Genomic DNA, 600 nt, shown 5'->3' with positions numbered 1-600 from the left:
TCGACGGTGGCTGTTCGACCCAGAGCCCGCCAGCCGCCGCCGTCGGGGATGCGGCCGAGCTTCTTCACATCGACGTGCACCAGCGATCCGGCACGGTCGTGCTCGTAGCGGTTGGCGCTGCGGCGAGTAGCGCGGATGACCTGCCCGGTCACCGGGTCGCAGGCGGCCAACGGTGGGGTCTGGTGCCGGCGCAGGACTCGACCGACGGTGGAGGCGGGCACCTTCAGGTGTGCGCCGATGGCCACCGGCCCGGAGCGGGACAGGTGGCGGGAGATCCGGATCCGGGTCTCGGTGCAGGCCGGGGTGCGCCGGGGATGGCTGCGGGCGTGGCTGGGCCGGTCGACCAGGCCGGGTTCGCCTTCGGCCCGCCACCTGCCCCACCACTTGTAGGCACAGGCCCGCGAGACGCCCATCTCCGCGGCCACATGTGCTGGCGGGCGGCCAGTAGCGATCCGCTGGACCAGGATCAACCGCCCGGCCGGAGTCAGTCGGGCGTTAGCGTGGGACACGAGCGACCTCCGCGGTCGGAATGGATGCCGTCAGACAGCTCCACCCGACCCGGAGGTCGCTCCCGCGTCAACAACGGTCCTGCTCAGTACA

The 600-nt window shown here is 72.0% G+C and carries 1 protein-coding gene; it reads right to left on the bottom strand.

Translation table 11 applies throughout. The features are described from left to right. On the bottom strand, nt 1-509 hold a 509-nt coding region (locus ACI79U_RS21435), incomplete at its 3' end, for a helix-turn-helix domain-containing protein (RefSeq protein ID WP_457072411.1). Between the last annotated feature and the right edge of the window lie 91 nt (nt 510-600).

The organism is Modestobacter sp. SYSU DS0904, from assembly GCF_054051115.1.
This window is presented reverse-complemented; position numbering and strand designations above follow the sequence as displayed.